Here is a 16,817-nt window from a genome sequence, read left to right as displayed (position 1 = left end):
AAACCTAAATAATGAAAAAAGCGGCTACCCTACTTTTACTGTGTATATCCATTCAATTAAGTGCACAATCTCCTTTATTTGAAAAAGTAGAACGAGTATTAAAATCCCAAATCATCGCCGAAGCGAACCGAAATTTGACGGAAAAGCCGGTCACCGTTACTAGTTTTCAGAGTGAAAGATCTGCCGGCGGAAAACATGATTTTTTCTCAGAAGGAGATTATTGGTGGCCAAATCCGGCTAATCCCTTTGGTCCTTATATTCAAAAAGATGGACTAACAAATCCAGACAATTTTACCGCACATCGCAAGGCAATGATTCGCTTTAGTCAGATAGTGGCGAATCAAACTTCGGCCTATTTAATAAGCGGTCGAACAGATTATGCAAATCACGCTATCCAACATATTAAAGCGTGGATGGTGGACACAACGACGATGATGAGTCCGCACCTATTATATGCGCAGGCTATAAAAGGAAAAGTGACGGGACGCGGGGTTGGAATTATTGACATGATTCAACTGATAGAGGTGGCGAAAAGTATCGAAATTTTGGAAAAACGTAAGCTCATAAAACCGGCTGATCGCACTCAAATCCATGCCTGGTTTACGAACTATTTACGTTGGGTAACAACGCATCCGTATGGAAAGGAGGAACGGGAGGCTAAGAATAATCATGGCACTTGTTGGGTAATGCAGGTGAGTGCATTTGCCCATTTGGTAAACGACGAAGTGCTTTTAAATTACTGCAAAGACCGTTTTGTGAACATCATTTTGCCTAATCAAATGGATGAGCGCGGCGCCTTTCCATTAGAACTTAAGCGGACAAAGCCCTATGGTTATTCCCTATTTAACCTAGATGCAGTCATGACAACCGCTCACATTTTTAAGATCAAAAATGCTTCTTTAAAAAAGGGTATTGACTTTTTGTATCCTTATGTAAAGGACAAAAAAAGCTGGCCCTATCCACAAGATGTGATGTATTGGGATGAGTGGCCTGTGGCAGCGCCATTTTTATTGTTTGGCTATCAAGATTATGCGGATGCGCGTTGGTTTTCTACTTGGGAAAAACTAAATCATTTCCCCAAAAACGAAGAAGTGATTCGGAATCTTCCTATTCGAAATCCGTTGATTTGGTTAGTGGATTAGTTTTAGAAGATGTCTACAGTTTATTCAATTTTCTACCCAGCAATGCATTAGCCTCCGCATCATTGAACTTTTCAGATGTTGGATTCCAGGTTAATGATTTTTTAACCTCATAAGCGATGTTTCCAATGTTACAAACAGAGGCCGTTCTGTGACCAATCTCCACATCGCAAACAGGGCGCGTACGATTGCGCATCGCAGCTAAAAAGTCCTTGTAGTGATTTGTGCTTTCGTACACGTGCTTTTCATTAGGCCCAATAACACGATCCTTCAAGGCCGCATTGGATGTTTCTAACTTCTTTCTTTGAACACGTAAGGTTCCCTCGGTACCCACAAACTCGATGGCATTATTCCACTCCCATGGCTGGTGTGTCATCGTAATTCCATTCGCGTAGGTATAGGTCAAAAATTCATTTCCATTGGTTGTAGGTGCATCCACTCGCACGGGACCACTTTCGTCCATATCCAATGCCCATTGGACAATATCAAACATGTGCGCACCCCAATCCGTCATGCCACCGCCTCCAAACTCCTTGTATTTTCTCCAATTAGGGAACACATCTTTTGAAATGGGGGGAGCTAATTCGGAATTAAATGAAACCGCGTCATTAGGTCCTAACCACTTCTTGAAATCCAATCCGGTTGGCAATTCTTCAGCCGTTAAATCATAGGCTATAGGTGGCGGCCCTACATTCACTTTAATGGATTTCACTTCGCCTATGTAGCCATTACGTATTAGCTCGGCTGTTTGTCTAAATTCTGGCCAGGAACGCTGCATGGATCCTGTTTGAAAAACACGCTTATATTTTCGTGTCGCATCCACCATGGCACGTCCTTCTTTTACAGTCAACGAGAGTGGTTTTTCGCAATAAATATCTTTCCCCGCAGCAGCAGCGCGCACCGCCATGGCTGCATGCCAATGGTCTGGACTAGCGATCACAACTGCGTCTATGTTTTTCAGCGCTAGCAGCTCTCTAAAATCTTGGTATTGAGGTATTTCGGCATAAGTTCCCAGCGAAGATGATTTCGAATAAATCTCTTTTACGCGATCTAAAAACAGGTTAGCCTTTGCTTGATACACCTCAGATATGGCGGCAATGCGAACCTCTCCCGTGCTCAAAAATAAATTAGATAATCCTCTCCCCTGCTTTCCTGTTCCTATAAATCCTAAGTTAATGAGATCGCTAGGTGCTATATATGGAGATCCATCTGGACGAATTCCTCCCAACACATGTCGAGGAACGATGAAAAATGAGCCAAAGGCCAGACTTGCTTTCGTTAGAAAATCGCGTCTTTTAATCGAGGTTGAGGTTTTCATAAGGTAGGTTTGAGGTTTAAAGTTGCGCTTAAAAATCAAATCAACTTAAAATAAATTGAATACACAAAATTTCCTAAAAGTATTATTTTCGAGTATAAAAGACTGCTTGTTATATCATTATAAATTTATTATTTTCAAAAAGGTAATAAGGAGTTGAAGATTTGTTAATTAATCGCTCAACATTGGTAATTTTATGCACTTATCAACAAACAAACTTTAAATGAATAAACTATTGGTGATTGGTGCGGGGGGTCAACTTGGATCCGAGCTCACCAAAGCCTTAGTCAATACACACGGTAGCGATGCGGTCATTGCAACAGATTTTCAGCAAAGTGTAAAATCTAAATTTGCCTATTGCCGTTTTCAAACCCTTGATGTGTTAGACAAAGACGCTATTGTGAATTTGATACAAGAAGAAAAGATTACGCAGGTCTATCATTTAGCTGCGATTCTTTCTGCTAACGGAGAGAAAAATCCCGTTCAGGCCTGGGATGTTAACATGCGAGGTTTGTTAAATGTATTAGAATTAGCGAAAGAATGTAAGCTGGATAAAGTGTTTTGGCCTAGTTCTATTGCCGTTTTTGGTCCAAATTCTCCTAAAACAAACACCCCTCAAGACGCCTTTAAAAATCCCACCACGGTGTATGGTATCTCTAAACTAGCCGGCGAGCATTGGTGTGAATATTATTTCAATACCTACGGTGTAGACGTGCGAAGCCTACGTTTCCCAGGTCTAATAGGCTATAAATCATTGCCCGGTGGTGGCACAACCGATTACGCCGTTGATATTTATTACAAAGCCGTAAACAAAGAGCCATTTACCTGCTTCCTACAAGAAGACGCGGCCCTACCCATGATGTACATGGAGGACGCTGTGCAAGCTACCTTACAATTAATGGCTGCCCCGGCAGATAACATCCAAATCAGAACTAGCTATAATCTATCTGGAATGAGTTTTTCTCCGCAAGAAATAGCGGAAAGTATTCGTACTCACTATCCAGAATTTAGCATTACTTACGCACCAGATTTCAGACAAAAAATTGCAGATTCGTGGCCATCGAGTATCAATGATGACTGCGCTAGAAACGAATGGGGTTGGAAAGCCTCTTTTAGCCTAGCTGAAATGACGGCTGAAATTATAATGAAACTACCTCAACACATAAAGTAAACGAGCCATGTACGAACAATACAAGTCCTTCATCACGAAAGAAATTGATTCCATCAAGGAAGCTGGATTATACAAAAAAGAGCGTGTCATTACCTCACCACAATCTGCCGAAATCACCATTCAAGGCGGTCAAAAAGTGTATAATTTTTGCGCGAATAACTACTTAGGTCTTTCTTCGCATCCTGCCGTAATTCAAGCAGCGAAAGACGCGATTGATACCCATGGATTTGGGCTATCTTCTGTTCGCTTTATTTGTGGAACACAGGATATTCACAAAACCTTAGAAGAAAAAATTTCAGCCTTTTTAGGGACTGAGGATACGATCTTATATGCCGCAGCTTTTGATGCAAACGGAGGCGTTTTTGAGCCCTTATTAGGGGAAAAAGATGCGATTATTTCTGATGCGTTAAACCATGCCTCCATTATCGATGGCATCCGTTTATGTAAGTCAATGCGCTACCGATATGAGCACAATTCGATGGACGATCTAGAGGCTAAATTAAAGCAAGCAGTGGCGGATGGGGCTGTACAAAAAATGATTGTCACAGATAGCGTTTTTTCAATGGATGGAACCATTGCGCAATTAGATAAAATTGTCGCGTTAGCGGAAAAATACGAGGCCATGATTATGATCGACGAGTGTCACTCTTCCGGCTTCATGGGAAAGACAGGACGTGGCGTGCACGAACTAAAAGGGGTGATGGGTAAAATTGACATCATTACGGGTACCCTAGGCAAAGCGTTAGGCGGAGCATCAGGGGGATTTACCTCGGGCCGCAAGGAAATCATCGACCTATTAAGACAGCGTTCTAGACCTTATTTGTTTTCAAATACTTTAGCGCCATCCATTACCGGGGCATCGATTGCAGTACTTGATATCTTGTCTAAAACGACAGAATTGCGCGATAAATTGGAGGAAAATACGGCGTATTTCCGGGAGCGAATTGTGGCCGCAGGTTTCGATACCAAACCCGGCGAACACCCGATCATTCCAATCATGTTATACGATGCGGTTGTCTCCCAAAAAATGGCGGAAAAACTCTTGGAAAAAGGGATTTTCGTGATTGGTTTTTACTATCCGGTGGTGGCCAAAGGTCAAGCGAGAATTCGCGTCCAAATCTCCGCTGGGCATACTAGGGAACAATTAGATCACGCGATTGCTGCCTTCACCAGTGTGGGTAAGGAGCTGGGGGTAATTTAACTGATCCATTACCCCGTCAATCTATGATCACTGAGCGAATAATAAGAGGTCGATGCAGCTAACTTTTGCTATTAAATTTCGATTATTAGACAATTTTCGGTTATTTTAATATCCTAACTCCACTATATCAATGTCTACACTTAAAAGAATTTATAAAAGAAATACGCACAATAGGTTTTTTTAAAGCATTAGCGGGCTTTGGCAGAGTATTAAACAGATTGTATGAAAATAAGAACTACGATCTTTACAGTACTGGAGAGGGAAACATTTTACAAAAAATAGCTAGACTGAATCCCTCGGTGATCATTGATGGCGGCGCAAATGTGGGAGATTATTCAATCATCGCAAATCAAGTGATGCCTAATTGCAAAATTTATGCCTTTGAACCCGTTGAATCTACATTTCAACAATTTCTTACTAATACCAAGGGCTTACAAAATATCATCCCGATTAAAAAGGGTTTTTTCAAAGAGACCTGTGAATCAGAAATAAATCTATTTGATTCACATGAACATTGCTCCATTTACGATTTTGAAGGACTAGCAACGAGTGCGGAGCAGAAGCAAACAATAGAGCTCGTGAGTGGTGATGATTTCATCAAAGAGAATAATATAGATTCCATTGACTTTCTAAAGCTGGATGTCGAAGGGGCTGAATTTGATGCTTTGCTCGGATTTGAAAAGGCAATTAAGCGTGGTGTCGTGAAGCTTATTCAATTTGAGTATGGGTATATTAATATCTCCACGAAGAAGTTGCTCATTGATTATTATCAGTTCTTTGAAGCGCACGGGTACTTAGTGGGTAAAGTTTTCCCAAAGAATGTTGAATTTAGAGATTACCATTTTAAGCACGAAGATTTCATTGGGCCTAATTTTGTGGCTGTTAAAAAATCTGAAACTGCGCTTATTAACCTTTTAAGCAAAAGTTAATTTGTCCATTGATTACATGGCTGAATCATAGCTCTAGTCAAGGGTACTAATTAACGTTTCATAAAGCTGCAAAAGACAAAGTTCTGAACTGCCCCGCTAGGTGTTATGTGATCTTCGCGCTTGCACTCTAAGTTTTGGAAGTCCGATTTTATAAACTTGGCCTTCATCCCATCCTCATCGTATTGTTGAATCTCAAGTCCACTACATTTAGTGGGGCCGTCTGTGGAAAAAGTTCCTATGATGACCATACCATCGACCGCTTTTTTTACTATAGTTAGATAAGTGTCAATTTTCGCGGATTCTGTCTGAAAATGAAAGGCTGCTCGATCATGCCAAACATCGTATTTTTCTACAGGATTAAAGTCCAAAATATCGCATACAATCCAATTGACTTTTTGGGCATCAGCGCCTAACCTTTCTTGCGCCCTAAAAATGGCTGCTTCAGATATGTCCAAAACCGAAAGATTTGTGTAGCCTTCCGCTAATAAAAAATCAACTAAATTGCTGTCACCGCCTCCTATATCGATAATTTTAGCCACCTTAGGGATGTTAAACTGATGGATAAATGCTAATGACGCAGTAGGAACTTCTTGTGTCCAACTTACTTCGTTAGGCTGCTTTGTTTTATAGATGGTTTCCCAGTGTTCTTTTGTGTCTGCGATCATGTAACAAAATTGGTTAAATCTGATAGGAAAAGGTGTGACTTATGTCACCTAAGGTAAGGACCTGCATTTGATTTGTCAACATAGTTCCAAAATCCACTTAAAATAATTTCTTTATCTTGTCACCCTAAACCTATAAAACTTTGAAAAAGCTATTCGTTGCTATTATAACCTGTCTCGCTTTCGGTGCCTTCGCACAAGATGGAACGATTTATCCGCTGGAAGCACCTAAAGAAACTAAGCATATTCCTTTAAACACTGGTTCTGTGAAGGACCAGCCAGCACCTGAGACGTGGTTTCGCCAATGGGGCGATCCGATGGCGCGTAATATTTCCACAGCTACGTTAACGCCTTTCTTTCCTGAAAAGGGCAAGGCAAATGGAGCCGTTGTCATTGTGGCTCCAGGCGGAGGATACCGCTGGCTTTCGATGGGTAATGAGGGCTGGGAGGTGGCTGAGGCTTTGGCCAAAAAAGGAATAACTGCCTTCGTTCTAAAATACCGTTTATTCCCTACCTCAGAAAAATTAGACGATTTTACGGCTTGGATGAACCGTCCACGCCCGGCACCGCAAAAGACAGATAGTTCGGCTAAGAACACCAACCCAATGGCACAAATGGATCTGACAAATCAACTAACAGACGCAGAAGCAGCCTATGCCATGATTATCAAAAACGCAGCAAACTGGGGTATTGATACACAACGCATTGGTATGATTGGTTTCTCCGCAGGGGCCGGTTTAACGATGCACGCAACGCTTCATTCGAAAACAATGAAGCTTGCCTTTATTGGACCAATTTATGGCGGAATGGGCCCGGTAAAAGTACCTGCAAATGCTCCACCTATGTTCAATGTAATTGCGTCAGATGACTTTTTATTTAATGCACAATTTGGCGTGATTGAATCTTGGTTTAAAGCGGGCAGACCGGTGGAGTTTCATTTATACCAAAACGGAGGCCACGGTTTTGGTTTAGGCAATCCGAATAGAACGAGTAATAAATGGTTTGATGCGTTTATGCACTGGCTAGATGTGAATAAGTTCTTAGTAGCAAAATAGGCTCAGGCAACTATGAACAACGTCGACATCATCACCTATTATTTCGAGAATGACGGAGATATTCCAAACAATATCCTCCCGGTGGTGATTTACAAAAATGTGCTTCAGCACGTTATAAATAAGAACTTTGAATTTTTATTTTGCCAAAATGGATGGTCAAATAACTGGCACGACATCATATTAACGGAAGACCATTTTCATAGCAATACGCATGAAGTTTTGGGTCTAAAAAGTGGGCAAACGCGCTTAATGCTAGGGGGTAAGAATGGCGAAATTGTCAACGTTGAAACGGGGGACCTGATCATCCTGCCCGCTGGGGTTGGACATTATTCTGTCGACAATTCTGTTGAATATCAATTTGTGGGCGGCTATCCGAATGGGGCAGATTGGAACCTAAAGTTTAGTTTGAAAAAGGAAGACAGCCATTCTATTTTGGCAGAAATCGCCACTATCCCTATTCCACAAAAAGACCCGCTTTTTGGCATCGGGGGGCCCCTTTTAAACTTTTGGAAATAATATATTAAGCGTACTTTTGTGAATGATGCATAGAAAAATTACCCTGTTTTTAGCTCTGTTATTTGTTTCTTGTCAATTTTCATTGGCGCAAAATAATCGCATAACAACCTCGAATACCATTGGTTGGTACAATTATTTTGGCACGTTCAAATTATCAGAAAAGACCGGAATTCACACAGAATATCAATGGCGAAGAAATGACCTAATTTCAAATTGGCAACAAGGCCTATTACGAGTTGGGCTAAATTACAATGTGACTCCAAGGGTCCTATTTAGAGTGGGCTATGCGTGGGCTGAAACATTTCCCTATGGGGAATACGCACTCAATAAATTAGGTAGAGAATTTACGGAACACCGTATTTTCGAAATGGTTCAACTATCTCACAAAGAGGGCATTGTAGATATTTCCCACCGATTTATGTTAGAACAAAGATTTATTGGGCGATATAGTTCGGCTAATGAAACGACCGAAGACGAGTATCCGCTATCAAACAGGGGCAGGTATATGGTTCGCCTTCAAGTTCCCTTGCGTGGTCGAGAGATAAAGGATAAAACGGCCTACTTTGCGGTATATGATGAGGTGCTTGTCGGGTTTGGGGAAAATGTAAATGCTAATATTTTTGACCAAAATAGAATAGGCATTTTACTCGGTTATCGTTTCAATAAAACCCTCCGAATGGAAGGAGGATATCTTAACCAGACTCTACAATTAGGCCGACAAATAAATGGCTTAAATGTATTCCAAAATAATAATGGACTTATCATTAACGCCAACTTCACTATTGATCTATCGAAGCCAAAAGATTAAATCGCTTAGAAATTTCAAAAAGCAGAGCCTCTGGTAAAATTACCGGAGGCTTTTTTATTATATAATTTATTGAAAAAATAATATGCTTTTGTTTCTGGTTTCAAAATGATACTTATATTTGAGGAATATATTTTCACCATAAACATTTAAAAAATGAAAAAACAATTACTGATGGTTGCATTGACTTTGATAAGCTTTGCGCCATTCGCTCAACAGAAAACGAGCACCATGAATACCGCTTTTTGGAAAGTTAAAATGGGGCATTCTAACTCATTTGTTGATGCTTCCGAAACATTCATAACTAAATTTTTGCCAGTAAAAGACGGCAAACCTCAAATGAGCGGATACAATATTACCGGGGGGAAACACCACGGAGAATATTTATTTATAAATAATATAGGGAAAAGTTTTGCAGATAGAGATGTGGTAACTCCCACTACCATAGATAATATCAGATGGAGTGATAATTGGAACTTAAACGTTGCACCCCATATTGAAGGTATTGCTGCTGAACTTTTAGTCTTTAAACCTGAAATGTCTAACATCGGCCCGGATGACAAGGCTGAAAAATTTGTGAGCACAGAATGGACGGTTACCAATAGTTCCAAAGCCTTTACAGATGTTTTACAAAAAATGCCAAAAATTTGGAATAAATTAGGACGAAAAATAGGGATTTGGGTGACATTTACAGGGGAAACTAGATATTATCTGGTTAGATATTTCCCTAATGGATGGAAAGATTTAGATGATACAAAAGATTCAGATTTTGCTACTGCTTGGGAAGAAGTATATGGTAAAGGTTCTTGGGAAAAAGACGGTGCAATTTTTGCTAATGGATGGACTAGAACCGATCGGTATATGATGACCTTGAATAAAAGATTGACTAGTAAGTAAATACTAATTAGGCTATTTAAAAAGAAGGAGGGGTCGATTTGATCCCTTTTTTATTTAACGAGCGTATTCAAGGTAGAATAAATAATTTCCATCGTTTCTGGCCCAATACTCATCCCCGTCAGGTATTTGCTGTGAGGAATATTTTTGCTCGAATCAAAAAAGCTAGGTTTGATGATATAGCCCAAGGCATCTTGCGATAAACCTAGGACAAATTTAGGGCCCTTGTTGTTCATCAATTTCTTCGTCGCAAGGCTTAGTGCTGGACTGGTTTCGCCGGGATGAGTAGCAAAATAAGCATCGCCAATAGTAAAAAAGGCTATCTCAGAGCTCACCGTTTTTCCAAACGTTCTTTTGATGACCCCTGATTTGGACAACATCTGAAAAGCTGGATTTGCTAATGGAAAATCAACTTTAGCCGATGTAAAATGTAGGCTTTTACTCGAATTCTTACTTGGGGATAATTCAAAAACATATTTCCCTAACGACGTTCCATACTGTTTCGCTTGTTCGTAGGTATGGGGAACTCCTTCCGGTTGAACCCAGCCCCCTATGGCACCTTGCAGGAACATATTCACCCCGCCTTGCGCTGCATCTAAATAGGTATAATATCCCCAAACATAATCTGAACTTGCCGCAGTACTGGTGTCGTCCATGATGGTAGGATGGCAGGCAAAATTAGTCAGCGTAGCGATATTCTTTCCATTCAGATCGCTGAATTTGATGACACTTACCGCCCTGTCCAGCTCACCAGGTTCTGAAATATTCTTTACCCAATCCTCTCCAAAAGAACCATTTCCATAGGATATAGTTACCGGCTTTTTGGCATTATATGCTTCCTTAATGGCTTTTACAGCCCTATCCACGATGAACTGCATGTGCTTATCATTAACGCCTGAATGCGCTAAATCTTTACCCCAAATCCCCACCACATCGGGGCCCGAATGGGTATGTGTGGATGACATGACAACGTGTTCGGAATCAAGTAGTGGAAGTTCGGATTTAATTCTAGCCCGGATTTCTTGTAGTTGAGGATACAATAATCCGATACAATCAAATGTAAGTAAGGTGATGTTGTTATTGCTATTGCTTACCACCACAGCTTTGACATAAAGATTATCATGAACGTCAATAAATGGGCGATTGGGTTTGCCTCCTGCTAGGTATAAAGAATCCTTTTCAGGGTTAATAGTTCTTATGGCCGCGCCTGCAAAAAAATCTTGAGCAGTTAGCGATAATTGCGCTAGCAAAAATAGGACTAAAAGGGCTGTTCTGTTTTTCATATATGGTATAATAATAGCAAAAATTTTCAAGCCGATAAACCATTTTTCAAACTTTTTAAACTAATTTATAATCCTAAACCATTGCCTATGAAAACTTATTACCATCCATTCATTTGGCTGTTTGTCTCTATACTGGCTTTTCAAGCTCCCATCTTTGGCCAAATCAAGCAGCTAGAGAAGGGGTTTAAATCCATTTTTAACGGAACATCCTTGCAGGGATGGGAAGGCGACACTACCTACTGGCGGGTGGAAAATGGTAGTATCATAGGCGAAATCACGCCTCAAACCTTATTAAAACAGAATACATTTTTAATTTACCGGGATTCCCAGCCGGCCGACTTTGAGCTAAAAGCTGAGTTTAAAATTTCAAAGGGAGGTAATACGGGAATCAATTACCGTTCGGAGGAATTGCTCCCCGATTTACCATTTGCACTAAAAGGATATCAAGCTGATATTGATGGGGAAATCAGATATACCGGCCAAAACTACGAGGAAAGAGGCCGAACAACCTTGGCTTATCGAGGCGAAAGTGTTTCTGTGAATGAACAAACAGATGCGTCAATGAAAACGAATTTGCGTGCATTTTCGAAAAATAACGCTTGGTTACCCCGAACAGTTACCGGCTCTTTAGGCGATATAGATTCGTTGAAAACTGCCATTAAATCAGAAGATTGGAATGAGGTACACTTAATTATCAAAGGCAAGCGTCTACAACATTTTGTGAACGGTGTTTTGATGAGTGACGTGACGGACTTAGATCAAGTAAATGGCAAAGCCTCTGGGTGGTTAGGTGTGCAAGTACACGTGGGACCGCCCATGAAAGTAGCGTTTAAAAATATTCGTATCAAAAACTTAAAATAAAAATGAAATCAATCGGTAAGTATTTAATCGCGAGTGTCGTATTACTTAGTCTGGGGAGTTTGGGCTTCAACGGCTTATTCAAAATTGAGCCTGCTCACGTAGAGGGAACTGATCCAAAATTGGATAAAATCCGTTTACAGCCAGGTTTTAAAATCGAACATTTACTTAGTCCATCAGATGAAAATAGGGGGTCTTGGGTATCGATGACATTTGATGATAAAGGCAGAATGATTTGCTCAGATCAATATGGCGGTTTGTATCGCTTGACGATTCCTGCGGTAGGAGCGGCAAGCGTGAAGCCACAAATTGAGAAATTAAAATTTGGCAAAGGCATGGATACCTTAGGTATCGGAAACGCGCACGGTATGCTTTACGCATTCAACAGTTTGTATGTGATGGTTAATGCGCGCGCAACTAAACCAGGGTCGGTTCGTGGCACTGCTTCTAGCTTTACTCCTAGAGGTAGCGGTTTATATCGCGTGCAAGATTTAGATGGGGATGATCAATTTGACAAAATCACGTTGATGAAAGAATTTGTAGGCGAAGGCGAGCACGGTCCGCACAGCATTATTTTATCCCCTGATAAAAAATCGATTTACTTAATTTCCGGAAATCATACCGATGTCCCTCCAATGGATGCCTATCGCTTGCCTAAAAATTGGCAAGAAGATAATATCTTCCCATTGATCAAAGATCCACGTGGGCATGCAAATGATCGTTATGCGCCGGGTGGTTGGATTGCAAACATTGATCCTGAAGGAAAGAAGTGGGAATTAGTTAGTGCGGGCTATCGGAACGCATTTGATATTGCCTTCAACGAAACAGGGGATTTATTCGTGTATGATGCAGATATGGAGTGGGATTTCGGTTTACCATGGTATCGTCCTACGCGCATTTGCCATGTAACGAGTGGTAGTGAGTATGGCTGGAGAACGGGTAATAGTAAATGGTCAACCACCTACCCAGATAACCTGCCTCCGGTGTTAAATATTGGCCAAGGGTCGCCCACGAGTTTGTTGTCTTTAAAGGATGCTAAATTCCCGGCTAAATACAAGAAATCTCTTTTGGCTTTCGACTGGACATTTGGAATCGGACACTTAATCAAATTAAAGACTTCCGGATCTACATTTTTAGCTGATCGGGAAGAGTTCTTCTCCGGTATTCCATTGCCTTTAACGGACGGGGTTATTGGCCCAGATGGCAACTTATATTTCATGACGGGTGGTCGTCGCCTTGAATCGGATTTATATCGGGTGACTTACGTGGGTACAGAGGAAACTTCAACTAAAACACTAGTGGGTGCGCCCAATCAGTTAAATGAATTACGCCGTAAAATTGAGCAATTCCATCAAGGTCCTAATCCTGGCGCATTAGCCCTAGCCTGGCCGAATTTAAAACACCCAGATCGTTTTATTCGCTATGCTGCTCGTATGGCATTAGAGCACCAGCCTGTTGCTGAATGGAAAGATAAAGCTATGTCGGAAAAAGATCCGATTGCCGCAACGCAGGCGCTTATCGGTCTGATTCGTCAAAGCAAGCCCGAATTTAAATCAGGGATTTACGCCGCTTTATTGGCGATTGATAACAAAGCATTCACGGAAGCTCAAATGCTAGATGTATTGCGTGCCTATGAATTAGCGATGTTGCGTTTAGGTATGCCTGACGCATCGATGGCCGCTAAAATCATTGCAAAGTTTGATGCCAAATATCCCTCAAACCGCATGAATATGGACCGAGCATTAAGTCGCTTACTTATTCCTTTAGAGGCGCCTAAAGTCATTGAGCGAACCTTAAAATTAATGGAGACAAAGGACACAGCTAGTGCAACGGCATACCGTGTGGAATCGGCCACATCCTCCGCAGATTTGATTATGCGTAACCCGCAGTACGGAACGGATATTGCTAAGATGTTAGAGAAAATTCCGCCGGCCCAACAAACCTACATGGCGACGATGTTATCGGCCGCTAAAAATAATTGGACTCCCGAATTACACGAACGTTATTTCAAGTGGTTTAAAAATTCGTTCCAATTTTCTGGCGGACGTAGTTACGTGGGATTCATTGATCGGGCACGAAAATTAGCCTTGAAAAATGTAGCCGAAAGTAAGCGTGCTTACTTCGACAAATTAGGCGGTGCAGATATGTTGTCCGCGAATGGGAATGATGTAAAGGATGTCAATTACCCGAAAGGCCCTGGAAAGCAATGGAAGTTAGAGGAAGCGGTAGCCATATTAGATGCTCCATTAGCAGATCGTGATTTCCAAAACGGAAAATCAATGTATGCCGCGACCACCTGTATTCGTTGCCATGCTATTGGAAGCGAAGGCGGCGGAAATGTAGGACCAGATCTTACTAATTTAGGAACGCGATTCTCGAAAAAAGATATGTTAGAGTCCATCATTAATCCAAACAAAACCGTTTCGGATCAATATGCCGCCACACAATTTATGCTGCGCAATGGGACTTCGGTGATAGGCCGATTAACCAATCAGGATAAAATGGCCTATTACGTTTCTCAAAATCCTTATGCACCGGATCAGGTGGAGAAGATTTTGAAGAAAAATGTAATTTCAATGAAATACTCCCCGGTTTCCAGTATGCTACCCGGTTTAATAAATAGCCTAAACGGAGAAGAATTAAAGGACTTAATGGCCTATTTAATGGCGGGTGGAAGTGAGAGTAATGCTATATTTAAAAAGAAGTAAGCGCATCAAACATGTCAGATTGGACCGGTAAAATATCGAATCACAGACAATTAGGAGGCATCGAAACGTCCGTTTTAGATAATGGGGCGGGTCGAGGTGTTCGAATTGCCTGGATTGATACCGGAACAGGTTTCCGATATAAAGTGATCATTGACCGCGCCATGGACATCGCGGATGCGTTCTATAACCAACATAGCCTTGCTTGGATTAGTCATGTAGGAATTACGGCCCCTCAGCCTATGTCGAATCACGGGATTGATTGGCTACGAACTTTTGGTGGCGGCCTGCTGGCTACGTGTGGACTTGATCATGTGGGTGGCCCGGAATCTGATGAATCAGGGGAACGCGGAATCCATGGTCAAATAGGAAATTTGCCTGCAGAAATCGTATCCATCATTCAGCCCGACATACGGAGTGGCTCGCTGGATATGTCGATTACGGGGATTATACGCCAACATGCCATTTTTGGGCCCTGTCTAACGCTTAAACGCACCATTTCAGGCAGGTTAGGCGAAGCAGCTTTACAAATCCATGACGAGGTAATTAACGAAGGAAACGCCGCTGCGCCGCTGATGCTTTTGTATCATTTTAATTTCGGTTGGCCATTAGTGGATGAAGGCACGGATATTATCTGGAAAGGGACACACCGCGTCGCTTCAGATCCACACTTATTGGGTGTTGCGAACATAAAAAAATGCCCCGAGCCGCTTGAGCTTCATAAAGGAAACGGAGAATCTGTTATTTTCATTGATCCCGAGGCTGATGCCGAGCATAAAGTTCATTGTGGACTTTGGAACAAAGAAAGAGAACTAGGCCTACACATCACATTTGATAAACGGGAATTGCCTTGTTTGACCAACTGGCACCATTTTGCTGAACAGGAATATGTCACAGGAATTGAACCCGGTACGAACCCGCCCATTGGCCAAAAAGCTGCGCGGGAATCAAACACATTAACTAGCCTGGCCCCCGGGGAGAAAAAAGAGATAACGTTGACGCTGAATATTTTAGCGCCTAATTTACCTAAGTCGAAAGAAGATATAGATTTTTTACATTTAATAAAATGACGACATGAGCGATAATGCAGCTAAAGCGCTGGCGCAAGGAAAAGGAATTTTAAGGCTTGCGCCTACTTGGGTACCGAGGTCTTTTTGTGTACCAGGGAGAAGAATTAAATTACATCCAGATGATTATTACGTCCTGGGTGGTGCCCGTGGTGGAATCGATGAACGTTGGTTATCGTCAACGACCCCTGCTAAAAATGGCCCATTGACCGGGGAAAATGAAGGCTTAAGTGCCGTTGTTTATTCCGAAGGAGGGAAAGAAGAGCAGCTTCTTTTGATTGATGTAATCGAAGAATTGAAAGGCGAAGTGATCGGTGATCGTTTGTGGAATGAATACAAATCTTGGCCGATGTATTCGAAGTTTTTTGATAACATGGGCCCTTTGCCACACCACATTCATCACAATGATGAGCATGCCGCTAAAATAGGTCAATTAGGGAAGCCTGAGGCCTACTATTTCCCCCCGCAATTAAATAATCATGGAGGGGATTTCCCGTATACTTTCTTTGGCATTGCTCCTGGTACAACCAAGGAACAAATTAAGAAGTGTTTGATGAACTTTACGAAAGGGGATAACAAAATCACCATGTATTCTCAAGCGTTTCCTTTGATTCCAGGGACGGGTTGGGATGTTCCTCCGGGGATGTTGCACGCGCCAGGCAGTATGTGTACGTATGAGCCACAAAAAGCATCCGATGTTTTTGCGATGTATCAGTCGCTGGTTAATGAGGCTGTCATTCCAGAGGAGTTATTGTGGAATGGTACTCCCAAAGAGGACATTGGGAATTATGATCAATTAATGGAGGTCATCGATTGGGAATTAAATACCAATCCTAATTTATTAGAAACGCGTTTTATGCAACCGATTCCCGTGCGGGATGAGGCTGAAATGGCGGCACAAGGATACTCAGAAAAATGGGTCTGCTACCGATCAGATGCGTTCAGCGCGAAAGAATTAACGGTATTTCCTAGCCAAACGGTTACCATCACGGATGCAGCCGCATATGGTTTAATTATGATGCAAGGACATGGTAAAATGGGGGTTTGGAATATCGAGACCCCGGCCATGATTCGGTATGGACAATTGACCAACGATGAATTTTTTGTCACAGAAGCTGCCGCGAAATCCGGTGTTAAGATCACGAATTATTCTTCCACTGACCCGATTGTTATGTTGAAACATTTTGGTCCAGCGAACCCAGATTTAAAATTTTAAC

General features: G+C 41.7%; 15 protein-coding genes. 12 read left to right on the top strand and 3 right to left on the bottom strand.

Translation table 11 applies throughout. From position 1 onward, the window contains the following. Positions 1–11 precede the first annotated feature (11 nt). Positions 12–1,142 carry an alginate lyase family protein gene (locus ACST13_RS04580; RefSeq protein WP_459522046.1) on the top strand — a complete coding sequence of 377 codons (1,131 nt, stop codon included), beginning with the start codon at positions 12–14 and terminating at the stop codon, positions 1,140–1,142. A gap of 13 nt (positions 1,143–1,155) precedes the next feature. On the opposite strand, the gene ACST13_RS04575 is transcribed toward ACST13_RS04580, so the two are convergent. Beyond that, the gene (locus tag ACST13_RS04575; protein WP_459522045.1) at positions 1,156–2,457 is read right to left on the bottom strand and encodes a Gfo/Idh/MocA family protein; all 1,302 of its coding nucleotides are present in this window, start codon (positions 2,455–2,457) and stop codon (positions 1,156–1,158) included. A gap of 220 nt (positions 2,458–2,677) precedes the next feature. Between ACST13_RS04575 and ACST13_RS04570 the strand changes: the two genes are divergently transcribed. The 3 genes from ACST13_RS04570 to ACST13_RS04560 all read left to right on the top strand — a co-directional run bounded on the left by ACST13_RS04570 (position 2,678) and on the right by ACST13_RS04560 (position 5,755). Next, a complete protein-coding gene (locus tag ACST13_RS04570; RefSeq protein ID WP_459522044.1) occupies positions 2,678–3,625 on the top strand; it encodes an NAD-dependent epimerase/dehydratase family protein in 948 nt (315 codons plus the stop codon). A 7-nt stretch (positions 3,626–3,632) separates the two neighbouring features. Then, complete coding sequence (gene kbl / locus ACST13_RS04565; protein ID WP_459522043.1) at positions 3,633–4,826, top strand: glycine C-acetyltransferase; 1,194 nt, start codon at positions 3,633–3,635, stop codon at positions 4,824–4,826. Between the two features lie 218 nt (positions 4,827–5,044). Beyond that, positions 5,045–5,755: an FkbM family methyltransferase gene (locus ACST13_RS04560; RefSeq protein WP_459522042.1), complete on the top strand. Its 711-nt coding sequence runs from the start codon at positions 5,045–5,047 to the stop codon at positions 5,753–5,755. A 50-nt stretch (positions 5,756–5,805) separates the two neighbouring features. Here ACST13_RS04560 and ACST13_RS04555 read toward each other — a convergent pair whose 3' ends face one another. Then, positions 5,806–6,420 (bottom strand): class I SAM-dependent methyltransferase, encoded by a 615-nt coding sequence (locus ACST13_RS04555; RefSeq protein ID WP_459522041.1) that lies wholly within the window; start codon positions 6,418–6,420, stop codon positions 5,806–5,808. 140 nt (positions 6,421–6,560) lie between these two features. Between ACST13_RS04555 and ACST13_RS04550 the strand changes: the two genes are divergently transcribed. The 4 genes from ACST13_RS04550 (at position 6,561) to ACST13_RS04535 (ending at position 9,690) form a co-directional block, all read left to right on the top strand. Continuing rightward, the gene (locus tag ACST13_RS04550) at positions 6,561–7,472 is read left to right on the top strand and encodes an alpha/beta hydrolase (RefSeq protein ID WP_459522040.1); all 912 of its coding nucleotides are present in this window, start codon (positions 6,561–6,563) and stop codon (positions 7,470–7,472) included. A gap of 12 nt (positions 7,473–7,484) precedes the next feature. Continuing rightward, on the top strand, positions 7,485–7,988 hold the full coding sequence (locus ACST13_RS04545; RefSeq protein WP_459522039.1) for a cupin: 504 nt from the start codon (positions 7,485–7,487) through the stop codon (positions 7,986–7,988). 22 nt (positions 7,989–8,010) lie between these two features. After that, positions 8,011–8,796 (top strand): DUF2490 domain-containing protein, encoded by a 786-nt coding sequence (locus ACST13_RS04540; protein ID WP_459522038.1) that lies wholly within the window; start codon positions 8,011–8,013, stop codon positions 8,794–8,796. 153 nt (positions 8,797–8,949) lie between these two features. Continuing rightward, a complete protein-coding gene (locus tag ACST13_RS04535; protein WP_459522037.1) occupies positions 8,950–9,690 on the top strand; it encodes a hypothetical protein in 741 nt (246 codons plus the stop codon). A 50-nt stretch (positions 9,691–9,740) separates the two neighbouring features. Here the strand turns inward: ACST13_RS04535 and ACST13_RS04530 are convergent, their stop codons facing one another. Beyond that, positions 9,741–10,970 carry a neutral/alkaline non-lysosomal ceramidase N-terminal domain-containing protein gene (locus ACST13_RS04530; RefSeq protein ID WP_459522036.1) on the bottom strand — a complete coding sequence of 410 codons (1,230 nt, stop codon included), beginning with the start codon at positions 10,968–10,970 and terminating at the stop codon, positions 9,741–9,743. An 87-nt stretch (positions 10,971–11,057) separates the two neighbouring features. Between ACST13_RS04530 and ACST13_RS04525 the strand changes: the two genes are divergently transcribed. The 4 genes from ACST13_RS04525 to ACST13_RS04510 are packed head-to-tail and all read left to right on the top strand — an operon-like array spanning position 11,058 to position 16,816. Continuing rightward, positions 11,058–11,831, top strand: a complete 774-nt coding sequence (locus tag ACST13_RS04525; protein ID WP_459522035.1) for a 3-keto-disaccharide hydrolase — start codon at positions 11,058–11,060, stop codon at positions 11,829–11,831. Positions 11,832–11,833: 2 nt separating this feature from the next. Beyond that, positions 11,834–14,536 (top strand): c-type cytochrome, encoded by a 2,703-nt coding sequence (locus tag ACST13_RS04520; RefSeq protein ID WP_459522034.1) that lies wholly within the window; start codon positions 11,834–11,836, stop codon positions 14,534–14,536. Between the two features lie 11 nt (positions 14,537–14,547). Further along, positions 14,548–15,603 (top strand): aldose 1-epimerase family protein, encoded by a 1,056-nt coding sequence (locus ACST13_RS04515; protein WP_459522033.1) that lies wholly within the window; start codon positions 14,548–14,550, stop codon positions 15,601–15,603. A 4-nt stretch (positions 15,604–15,607) separates the two neighbouring features. Beyond that, the gene (locus ACST13_RS04510; RefSeq protein WP_459522032.1) at positions 15,608–16,816 is read left to right on the top strand and encodes a class I mannose-6-phosphate isomerase; all 1,209 of its coding nucleotides are present in this window, start codon (positions 15,608–15,610) and stop codon (positions 16,814–16,816) included. The last annotated feature ends 1 nt before the right edge of the window (position 16,817 follow it).

It is taken from the genome of Aquirufa sp. A-Brett2-W8 (assembly GCF_054558755.1).
This window is presented reverse-complemented; position numbering and strand designations above follow the sequence as displayed.